8 protein-coding genes are annotated in these 11723 nt (G+C 43.8%); 7 read left to right on the forward strand and 1 reads right to left on the reverse strand.

The features are described 5' to 3' along the window. Positions 1–46 precede the first annotated feature (46 nt). Positions 47–829: a tRNA-(ms[2]io[6]A)-hydroxylase gene (locus ABYU67_RS00540; protein WP_372843007.1), complete on the reverse strand. Its 783-nt coding sequence runs from the start codon at positions 827–829 to the stop codon at positions 47–49. Positions 830–1473: 644 nt separating this feature from the next. Between ABYU67_RS00540 and ABYU67_RS00545 the strand changes: the two genes are divergently transcribed. From ABYU67_RS00545 to ABYU67_RS00575, 7 genes are all read left to right on the forward strand, one after another. After that, on the forward strand, positions 1474–3678 hold the full coding sequence (locus ABYU67_RS00545) for a malate synthase G (protein WP_372843008.1): 2205 nt from the start codon (positions 1474–1476) through the stop codon (positions 3676–3678). Between the two features lie 537 nt (positions 3679–4215). Further along, positions 4216–5265 carry a porin gene (locus tag ABYU67_RS00550; RefSeq protein WP_372843009.1) on the forward strand — a complete coding sequence of 350 codons (1050 nt, stop codon included), beginning with the start codon at positions 4216–4218 and terminating at the stop codon, positions 5263–5265. A 210-nt stretch (positions 5266–5475) separates the two neighbouring features. Then, entirely contained in the window at positions 5476–7110 is a 1635-nt protein-coding gene (locus ABYU67_RS00555) for a CTP synthase (RefSeq protein ID WP_372843010.1), read from the forward strand. A 213-nt stretch (positions 7111–7323) separates the two neighbouring features. After that, positions 7324–8199: a 3-deoxy-8-phosphooctulonate synthase gene (gene kdsA, locus ABYU67_RS00560; protein WP_372843011.1), complete on the forward strand. Its 876-nt coding sequence runs from the start codon at positions 7324–7326 to the stop codon at positions 8197–8199. A 27-nt stretch (positions 8200–8226) separates the two neighbouring features. Beyond that, complete coding sequence (locus ABYU67_RS00565; protein WP_372843012.1) at positions 8227–8481, forward strand: hypothetical protein; 255 nt, start codon at positions 8227–8229, stop codon at positions 8479–8481. 135 nt (positions 8482–8616) lie between these two features. Next, positions 8617–8841, forward strand: a complete 225-nt coding sequence (locus tag ABYU67_RS00570; RefSeq protein WP_372843013.1) for a heavy-metal-associated domain-containing protein — start codon at positions 8617–8619, stop codon at positions 8839–8841. 381 nt (positions 8842–9222) lie between these two features. Then, a complete protein-coding gene (locus ABYU67_RS00575) occupies positions 9223–11571 on the forward strand; it encodes a heavy metal translocating P-type ATPase (protein WP_372843014.1) in 2349 nt (782 codons plus the stop codon). Positions 11572–11723 lie beyond the last annotated feature (152 nt).

Here is an 11723-nt window from a genome sequence, read left to right on the forward strand (position 1 = left end):
GCAGCACCTTTTTTATTATTGATTTTTCACTGACTAAAGCAGGCAGTTAGAGAGCAGTAGGCTCGCCACTATGAAAGCGCAGCTCAGTATCAGGAGTGGATATCAGCTCTGCTTCTACTTCTTTTAAGAATGTCACGCGCTCATCGATATTGTCCTCAGACAATGACTGCGCCAATGCCAAATAATCCTCAAAATGGCGGCTTTCTGATTTTAATAAATAACGATAGTATTTTGCCAAACGCGCATCATTAATGACCTCAGCAAGTGCCGCAAAACGCTCACAAGAGCGTGCTTCGATAAATGCCCCAATGATAAGTACGTCCACCATAGCGGCAGGCTCGTAGGTGCGCTTATGTTTCAGCATGCCCTTGGCATAACGCCCTGCACTCAGATATCTCCATTCTTGCCCGCGCTCATGCATGATTCCAAGCACTTGCTCATAATGCAGCATCTCCTCACGTATCAGCTGTGCCAACTTACGCTGTAAGTCATATGAGAACTCATAGCGAAAGATGAGATTCATCGCCGTACCGGCTGCCTTTTTTTCACAATTGGCATGGTCTTGAATAATCAGCGGTAAGTTATCAATGGCGGCATTGACCCAAGCTTGCGAGGTACGCGCGCCCAAGAACTCATAAACAGGTGATAGATCGACCTTTAGCGGTGTGCTAAGTTGGCTGATATCAATACTATCGACGCTATCAATGCTGTCATTATTACTATCATGCTCAGCATCTCTGGCAGGTTTGCTCTTTGCAGTAGCGGACAACTCTGATTGTAAATGAGCAGTGGTTTTAGGTGTTGAGGTATTTTCGTGGGTTATAGTCATAGTTGGCTTGGGCTTTATTAACAAGTGAATGAATAAAATAATAAAAAAAGCAGGTATATACGCGCTATATGTTTCTAAATTCTTTTAAATATCTAGATATGATAGATAACCATTACGCATAAATTCATACCGTAATGATTACTTACAGTTTATACTGAACGATAGGTTAGTGGCATGAAATAGTAAGACAATCTTTGCTAACCCATATAGAATATAGATCATCATTTGACTACAGTATAGGCATTTAGCTACTAAATGGGGTTTCCTTGTTTATTACCCTATTTGATAGTAGGATAATATTTTGCTTTTAGGGTATTTTGTCTTACTATTGATTGTCAGCGGATAGCAGATAGTCATTATTGTATCAACTATCAATCGCGTCTCAAAATCTAAGGTTTATAAACCCTCGTTATTTAAAACCTATCTAGATAATATCTGATAATAAAACGTTAAACACCGCTCCATAATGACGGCCAATATGAGTGTAATCTAACAGGAATTTTACCTAGCTTGTTTCTGATGGTCGAATATTTATTACTTTATAACGCTGCTCCATGCGCCCTTTTTCATGACTGTGTACATGGACGAGGTATGTTTTAGCAGCCCAGTATGAACAAAACTAACAAACAGATAAGGATAACAGTATGAGCCAGTCTTCTAATGCCAATCGCGTTCAAAAAGGCATTCTTGCCATCGATCAGCAGCTGTTCGATTTTATCGAAAATGAAGTGCTGCCGAAAGTTGGTGTCGATTCAGATGGTTACTGGTCAGGTTTTGAAAAGGTCATTAAAGAGTTTACTCCGCGCAATAAAGCACTGCTTGCAACGCGTGCCAAGATTCAAGGACAGATTGACCAATGGCATCTGGACAACCCTGCCAAAAATGGTGATATTGACTATCCAGCGTATAAAACCTTTCTACAAGAAATTGGCTATCTGTTGCCAGAAGGCGAAGCGTTCAGTGTCAGCACAGAAAACGTCGATGATGAGATTGCCCGTATTGCCGGACCACAGCTGGTCGTGCCAGTACGTAATGCTCGCTATGCGCTAAACGCCAATAATGCGCGTTGGGGCAGCCTATATGATGCTCTATATGGCACCAATGTGATCAGTGATGAAAATGGCCAAGAAGCAAAGGGTGGCTATAACCCGACACGCGGCGCAGCTGTCGTCGCTTATGCCAAAAACTTCCTTGATGAAAATTTTGCCCTAGCATCAGGCGCCTATAGCGATGTTACAGGTTTTAAAGTCATCGATGGCAAGCTTGAGATTGCGCAAGGCGCTAGCAGTACGCAACTAAAAGATGGCGCACAGTTTGTCGGTTTTGTGGGTGACACGGACAGTCCTAGCGCTGTGTTGTTAAAGAACAATAATCTCCATGCTGAGATTCAAATTGATGGCAATCATCCAATCGGTAAAGAGGATCCTGCCAATATCAAAGACGTTGTATTAGAGTCCGCGCTGACCGCGATTCAAGACTGTGAAGATTCCATCGCTGCTGTTGATGCTGAAGAAAAGGTTGAAGCCTATCGCAATTGGTTTGGCTTAATGAATGGCGATTTGCAAGAAACCTTTGAGAAGGGCGGTAAGACCCGTACACGTAGACAAAACCCTGATCGCGAATACACCACGCCCGCAGGCGATACGCTGACCTTGTCAGGTCGCGCGCTTTTATTGCTGCGTAATGTCGGACATCTTATGCAAAATCCTGCGATTTTGGTCGACTTGGGCAATGGTCAAGAAGAGATTTTTGAAGGTTTGATGGACGGTTTGATCACACCGTTATTATCATTGAATGATTTAAAAGGTAAAACCGAGCTATCAAACTCGCGTAAAGGGTCAATGTATATTGTTAAACCAAAAATGCATGGTCCAGATGAAGTAAAAATGGCGAATGACTTATTTAATGCTTCAGAAGACTTACTAGGCTTAGAGCGTTATACGATCAAGATTGGCATCATGGATGAAGAGCGCCGTATGACGGTCAACTTAAAAGAAGCTATCCGCCAAGCAAAAGAGCGTGTTATTTTCATCAATACGGGCTTTTTAGATCGCACCGGTGATGAGATGCACACCAGTATGAATGCCGGTCCATTTGTCCGTAAAGGCGATATGAAGTCGCAAACGTGGCTACCTGCTTATGAGCAATGGAACGTCGATATCGGTCTTGAAGTAGGATTACAAGGTCATGCGCAGATTGGTAAAGGTATGTGGGCAAAACCTGACGAGATGCAAGAGATGATGGACACCAAAATTGCTCATCCGCAGGCAGGCGCCAATACCGCATGGGTACCATCGCCAACGGGCGCAACATTGCACAGCATGCACTATCATCAAGTCAATGTTGCAGAGGTGCAAGACAGTCTAAAATCACGTGCGCGCGCTAGCATCGATGATATCTTGACCATTCCATTGGCAAAAGACACCAATTGGACTGAAGAAGAAAAGCAGCAAGAGATTGATAACAATGCTCAAGGTATCCTAGGCTATGTCGTACGCTGGGTAAACCAAGGCGTCGGTTGCTCCAAAGTACCTGATATCAATGATGTCGGCTTGATGGAGGATCGTGCGACATTGCGTATCTCAAGTCAGCATATCGCCAACTGGTTACACCACGATGTGGTCAGTGAACAGCAAGTGATGGACGCTATGAAACGCATGGCCAAAATCGTCGATGAGCAAAACGCTGGTGATGCTGAGTATCAACCAATGGCGACTGACTTTGACAATTCTTATGCTTTCAAAGCCGCTTGTGATTTGGTGTTTAAAGGGCGCGAGCAGCCAAGTGGTTATACTGAGCCGCTATTGCATCAAGCAAGGTTAGATCTAAAAGCCAGTGTTGGCTGCTAAAAGTTAAAAAAAGCAGCATTTGACAACAGTTGTCCTTGACGAGAGGTAAATGACTGTCAAGTTTTGAGGCTGTTAATGACTAAGTTAATAGTCAAATTTTTAGCTTTTTTGATCTTCTTTAGAGTGCTCACCCTTATTCGTTTTAAACGAGTAGGGGTGTTTTTTTGCCAAAATTTTCTTTAAAGCAAAACCTTATACAGAGGGTGGGTTTGAAAGTTTTTCCCAACTAAAGCTTCAAAAAAATGTTGCAAATTATGTCAAAGTTGTTATGCTTGTAGCTGAAGTATGAGTTTGGTAACGGATGTTACGCAACAGAGCGATAAAGACCAAAGTTTACATGGCAGTTACTTTTTTAATCCCAGTTATGTAAGTCATGGTTTTTTTCATCTTACGGTAATAGAACTTCGCCACACTTGTTTCTGACTAATCTCGGTAGCCAGTTACACATTATATCTTTGAAGATTTGTGACGATACCATTTGGGCACTAGCTAATAATAGCTCGCTCATTACTAAAATTGTAAAGTGGAGATACCCCCATGAAAAAACTACTTTTAGCTACAGCAATCGCTGCCCTATCTGTATCTGCAGCCAATGCAGCACCAACTGTTTATGGTAAAGCTTTTGTAGCTATGGACTATGTTAATGCTGAATTCGATGCTCCTATCGTTGGTAATATGTATGATGAAGACACAGTAGAGATCAATTCTCATGCTTCACGTATCGGTCTTAAAGGCTCTGAAGCCATGACTGCTAACACTGATGTTATCTATCAGTTAGAGTACGGCACAAGCGTTGATGGCGATAAAAATGGTTTTACTAATCGTGATACTTTCCTAGGTGTTGTAAACAAGCAATTCGGTGAATTCCGTGTTGGTAAGAACCAATCAAGCCTAGCTCGTATTGACAACGTAGTTGTTAACCAAGGTTATTGGGATAACTTAGGTCAGACTGAAAATGAAAGTGAAGTTGTTTCAGCGTTGAACATGGCGGATAGTAACCGTATCCCAAGTTCAGTAATCTGGACTGCGCCTAAATATAACAACTTACCGTTAGAAATCTCTGCAATGTATAGCTCTGATGATGCCAATGGTAACGACAACTCAGGTTTTGGTGTTGCAGCATTATTTGATCAAGGTACTGGCTTTACTGCTGGTGTCGCTTATGACAAAGATCAAAACATCGCTGGCGATATCATCCGTGGTACTGCTACTGTAGATCTAGCTAAATTTATCGCTGCTCCAGTAAGATTGGGTGCGCTATATCAAGTAGCTGATTATGATGGCGGCGAGTCAAAAGAAAAAGGTTTCGTAATCAGTGGTGAAATGCCTTTAACTAACTTTGCGCGCCCAGCTTCTGTCTATGCACAGTACAACAACACGTCAAACCTAAATGGTTGGGACAATTCTGACTCAGATCAGATCGTTGTTGGTGGCAAATATATGTATAAAGACAATATCATTGCTCATGCCTATGCTGGTATGAATAAAGCTGACAATGTTAGAGCTTATGATTTAGGCGCTCCTGGTACTCTAATTGGTGATGCTGAAGTATTGGTAATTGGTACTGGTCTAGAATACAAATTCTAATCTAACCATTAGAATCTGAATAAAAAACTCATCCTTCGGGGTGAGTTTTTTTGTTATGTCCTTTTTAATGAGTGAGTAAGTTATAATAGCTGAGCGCTTGTAACAGACAAACGCTAAAAATGCAGAGTTTCAAATAGTTTGTGCTTTTGCCCTATATTTTTTGACGTATTTTTAGTAAAATCCTTCTTTACCAATTACCGACAGAGTACTATGACCAAGTTTATATTTGTGACCGGTGGGGTAGTGTCCTCACTAGGAAAAGGTATCACCGCCGCTTCTCTTGCTGCCGTCCTAGAAGCACGTGGCGTAAACGTGACCATGACTAAGATGGATCCGTATATCAACGTTGATCCAGGCACGATGAGCCCGTTCCAGCATGGTGAAGTATTCGTGACTGAAGATGGCGCCGAGACGGATTTGGACTTGGGCTATTATGAGCGTTTTTTACGCCATTCAAAGATGAGTAAAAGTAACAACTTCACCAGTGGTCGCATTTATCAAAACGTTTTGAATAAAGAGCGTCGCGGCGAGTATCTTGGTGGTACGGTGCAGGTGATCCCGCATATCACGGATGAAATTAAGAGCAAAATCCTTGCCAGTGGCGAAGGCTATGATATCGCCATTATCGAGATTGGCGGTACAGTAGGTGACATCGAGTCGCTACCCTTTATGGAAGCGGTCCGTCAAATGCAAGTCGAGCTTGGTCGCAATCGTGCCATGCTGATGCATCTGACACTAGTACCTTATATCGCCAGTGCTGGCGAAACCAAAACCAAACCAACGCAGCATTCTGTTAAAGAGCTGCGCTCTATCGGCTTGCAGCCTGATATCTTGATTTGCCGCTCTGATCATCATATCTCGCAAGACAACCGCCGCAAGATTGCGTTATTTACCAACGTTGAAGAACGTGCGGTCATTATGTGTGAAGACGCACAAAGTATTTATCAGATTCCACGTACCTTGCATGAGCAAGATCTTGATGATTTGATCTGTGAGCGTTTTGGTCTGGATGTGCCAGAAGCGGATTTGAGCGATTGGGATAAAGTGGTTGAAGCACAGCTAAATCCTGAGTCAACGGTAACTGTAGCTATGGTTGGTAAATATGTTGAATTGCCAGATGCCTACAAATCAATCAATGAAGCCTTGTTGCATGCCGGTATTACTCATAAAGCCGACGTCAAGATTGATTATGTCGATGCTGAGCGCTTAGAAGACGATGACAGCTTATTGGTGCAGCTACATAATGCTGATGCTATCTTGGTACCAGGCGGTTTTGGTGAGCGCGGCACGATGGGCAAAATGAAAGCCATCACTTATGCCCGTGAAAACAAGGTGCCGTATCTAGGTATTTGTTTAGGTATGCAGTTGGCAGTGATTGAATATGCCCGTAACGTGCTAAACCTTGATGCCAATTCATCTGAATTTGATAAAAAGACCGCTGAACCTATTATTGGTTTAATCGTTGAGTGGTTAGATGAGCGTGGTGAGTTACAGATTCGTAGCGATGACTCAGACCTTGGCGGTACCATGCGTCTAGGCGCGCAGCAAGCTGAGCTGGTCGCTGGTAGTAAGCTTGCCCAAATCTATGGCTCGACCAATATCACTGAGCGTCATCGCCATCGTTATGAGATGAATAACCGCTATATTGAGCCATTAGAGCAAGCAGGTATGACCATATCAGGGTACTCTGCCAAGCAGCATTTGGTTGAATCGGTTGAGCTTGCTGATCATCCATGGTTCATTGCGGTACAGTTCCATCCAGAATTTACCAGCTCGCCACGCGGTGGTCATGCCTTGTTCAATAGCTTTGTGAAAGCGGCAAAAAATTATAATGAAGCGAAGTAATCGTTAATCTATCACTGCTTTTGACATAAAAAGACTGATCTTCGGATTGGTCTTTTTTTGTGGTTGATTTTATGACGATAGTATAACCGATGATTTTTTAACGGTTTGCTGCTAATTACGCTTGTAGGCTTTTTTTAATGAGACTATCGGTTACAATATGAGTCAGACATATCGATAACAGCTATCAATAAAAATAACGAGGAAACTTATTTAATGGAAAACTCATTAACCGCGCAGCCGCATATTCAGCTTACTACGCCAAATGGCAATACGATAAATATCGGTAATGATCAGCCGTTTGTCTTATTTGGTGGGATGAATGTCTTAGAGTCCAAAGAGATGGCGTTTGAGATCGCTGAGCAATATATCGATATCTGCCAGCGACTGGGTATTGGCTATGTATTTAAAGCCAGCTTTGATAAAGCCAATCGCTCAAGCTTGACCTCCTATCGTGGTCCGGGGCTAGAGCAGGGTATTGATTGGCTTGGGCAAATCAAAGAAAAATTACAAGTGCCGATTATCACAGATGTACACGAACCTCACCAAGCGGCACCAGTTGCCGAAGTCGCTGATATCATTCAGCTACCTGCGTTTTTATCGCGTCAGACAGATTTGGTGCATGCAATGGCAAAGACCGATGCGATTATTAATATCAAAAAAGCGCAGTTTTTAGCGCCGCATGAGATGCGTCATATCGTCAATAAATGCCTCGAAGGCGGTAACGATAAGCTGATCCTCTGTGAGCGCGGTAGCTCCTTTGGTTATAACAATCTGGTCGTCGATATGCTGGGTTTTGATACCATGAAGCAGATGGAGATACCGGTATTTTTTGATGTGACGCATAGCTTGCAGCAGCCGGGCGCGCGTAGCGATAGTGCGGGCGGACGCCGTGAGCAAATCACAACATTGGCGCGAGCAGGTATGGCAACTGGCTTGGCAGGGTTGTTTTTGGAGGCGCATCCAAACCCAGAAGTGGCAAAGTGTGATGGTCCCTGTGCCCTACGTATGAACCAGTTAGAACCGTTCTTGCAGCAGCTAAAGCAGCTTGATGAGTTGGTCAAAGGCTTTGAGACTTTGGATACCCATTAATGCTATAAACGATAAGGGGGTAAGATCATGGCGATTAAAGTGGCACAGGTAAGTATCGAAAATATTGAGAACGCTGAAGGTTTGGAGAGCGTGATGACAGCGCTAAAGAATATCGCGGGCGTTACGGCTATTGAATTGGATGCTGACAGTCACATGGCACTGGTACATTATGATGACACCAAAACCAGTATCCATGCCTTTACCGCGGCGATCAGTATGGTCGATTATGTCACGCAGCCATTTCCTATCGATGCGCCGCAAAACCCACGCCATCATGAATAGGTTTATAAAAGTATAACCAAACTGACTTGTGGTCAACGCCGATAGCTCTTATGCTGGTCTTGGGTTTTTTGACAAAGTCTTATACCCTTAAAGTATACCAACCATTTATTCACAGATAACAATAAGGAGCCGAACATGGCAAACCAAACCCGTATTATTAAAATCGATGGCATGACTTGTGGTGGCTGTGTGGCCAGTGTCCATAACGCCACCGCAGACATCGATGGACTAGATGACATCAGTATCGAGCTTGCAGACAATCAAGCGACCGTCACCTTTGATGATAGCAAAACCAGCGTAGAGACAATTGCTGCTGCTATTGATGATGCAGGCTTTGATGCCACCGTTGTTAACGGTTAGTTTTATACGCTGTGCTAAACGAACCAGCTATCATGGCTGGTTTTTTTAATGATTAAAAACTATGAATATAAAAACTATGGATATCAGAGTAAAGCGATAAGCTTCCTTATTGCTACAATATATCCTATTAATCTGAGAGAGTAGGTCGGCTAAAATAGTTGAATTGATGTCAATCATGACCATTTAATACCTAGATTAATATAATAAGACGATCACTGTATAAGCACTCTGAAAAATAAGCGCTCTGAAAAATAAGCGCTCTAAAAACAATATGATATTCATCTTTAGAATGTACGGCTTGTTTGATTTGAATGTTTACTCCTCCACTGATAGATTTTTATAGCGCATACGAACTTATAAATACCATAACGAGTTTTATTTATGAAAGATTCTACCCGTACCAATACCCCTAATTCTTTTGATGTTGAGACTGATGTTCAGTCAAATACGCCACTTACGCCGCAGCGGGCGCATTTGCAGCTGGCGATAGAGGGTATGACGTGTCAAGCCTGTGCATCACGGATTGAGAAGGTTTTGAATAAAAAGCCGTCGGTCTATGAGGTCAGCGTCAACTTCGCAGGCGAGACCGCCAATGTGGATTATGATCCGACTCAGACGACGCCAGAGCAGGTGACAGAGTGGGTGAATAAAACGGGTTTTGTCGCCAATTTACAGGTAGCTGATAGTTTGTTTGAGAAGACGGATGAGGATAACACGAGCGAATACCCATGGCGACTGATTGGAATGTGGGTTTGTTTGCTGCCTTTTTTAGTCGGTATGGCAGGCATGCTTTTTGGACAGGGTATGGCGTGGATGCCAGCGGTTTGGATACAATTTATCCTAGCGACCATTGTACAGTTTGGATTTGCATTGCCATTTTATAAAAGCGCTTGGGCATCTATCAAAGGTGGCCTTGCCAATATGGACGTATTGGTCGTTATTGGTACAGTAACCATTTGGGCGTATTCAACCTATCTGTGGCTGACTCATGGCGATGGCAGCTTAAACAGTTTGTTGCAAAGCGGCCATGCTGGCGGTCATGGTGTGAGTGGCGGTCCTGCCGTATATTTTGAAGCAGGGTTGATGGTCATTGCGTTTGTGCGTACGGGTAAGTATCTGGAAGAGCGCACCAAAAAGCACAGCTTAAACAGCATTGATTTATTATTGTCATTGACACCAGATGAGGTTGAGCAGCAGCAGCCAAATGGTGAGTTTAAAAATATCGCTCTAAAAGAGGTGCAAGTGGGTGATGTCTTACGTGCCAAGCAAGGTAGCCGAGTGGCAACTGATGGAGTGGTCATCGATGGTGCTGGCTGGTGTGTTGAGAGTCATTTGACCGGTGAGTCCGTACCGCTCAAAAAAGAGATTGGTGATGGACTATTAGCGGGTGCCTTGGTTGAAAACGGCAGCTTGCTGTACCGTGTCAAGGCTAAAGGTAGCGATACCAAGCTTGGTGATATGGTACAAGCGCTAAGCGATGCCCAAGGCTCAAAAGCCAATCTGGCACGCCTTGCTGATAGAGTCACTGCGGTCTTCGTGCCCGTTGTGGTAATGATTGCGCTGGTTACCTTTGGTTTGACTTGGTGGCTGACCGGTATGCTTGATACTGCGTTAATGCATGCGGTATCTGTATTGGTTATTGCTTGCCCCTGTGCGCTTGGTTTGGCGACACCAGCCGCAATCATGGCTGGTATGGGCGTTGCCGCGCGTCACGGGGTTTGGTTTAAAGATGCACAAAGCTTAGAAGCTGCGGGTAATATCGATACGGTGGTGCTTGATAAAACAGGCACTTTGACCATTGGTAAGCCGACTATCGTTGATCATGTCATGGTAGATAAGTCAATTGCGGTCGATGATGTGTTACAGATAGCTGCAAGCATTGAGGCACATGCCAGTCATCCGCTTGCAACCGCGCTGGTCAATGCAGCAACCGCGCGCGGCTTATCTTTATTTGATGTGTCTGATATTAGTGTGATAAAAGGCGCAGGTATTCAAGCCAGGATAGACGGTCTTGGTCTTATAAAGGTTGGTACGGCAGAGTTTGCGAATTTGGTCTTGCCTAAATTGATGCCAAAAGTATGGCAAATCGCCAGTACCGTGGCGATTAGTATTAACGATGAAGCATTAGGCGCATTTGCTTTGGCAGATGACCTAAAATCTGATACGCCGCAGGCTATTACTGCGCTACAAGATGCGGGTATTAATGTAATTTTGATGAGCGGTGATAAGCAATCGGTTGTTGATCATGTCGCAGGGCAGCTCGGTATTGAAAAAGCGTATGGTAAGATGAGTCCGCGTGATAAGGCAAGCCAGATTGCACTGCTGCAAACAGCTGGTCATAAAGTGGCAATGGCAGGCGATGGCGTCAATGATGCGCCAGCGATGGCAACAGCGGATGCCAGCTTTGCGATGTTTGAAGGTACCGATGTTGCCCAGCATAGCGCCTCCGCACGCTTAATGGGTGAGTCGCTGATGCATATCGATGCCGCGCAAAAAATTGCGAATGCAACGGTGCGTAATATCAAGCAAAATCTGTTTTTTGCCTTTATCTATAATTGTCTTGGTATTCCGCTTGCCGCCTTTGGCTTTTTAAATCCTATGATTGCCGCAGCCGCTATGGCACTTAGCTCGATTTCAGTATTGATAAATGCCCTGCGTTTAACCCGTTTTAAGACCAAGGTTGAGCTAAATAATACGGTATCTGCTCCCAATGCTGATAAAATAGCCTAATACCATAACAAAGGTTAGATGACTGTCACTTATCCTGTATTTGCGCAGTTGGTAATCGTCAATATTAGCGTTTAGGTTCGATTTTATGCTCGCAAGTTTGGGTAAGATAAGGGCGGTTTGGCAAAATATATGCTATGATGCCAAGCACTATA

This window comes from Psychrobacter sp. (assembly GCF_041554015.1).
GTDB lineage: Bacteria > Pseudomonadota > Gammaproteobacteria > Pseudomonadales > Moraxellaceae > Psychrobacter.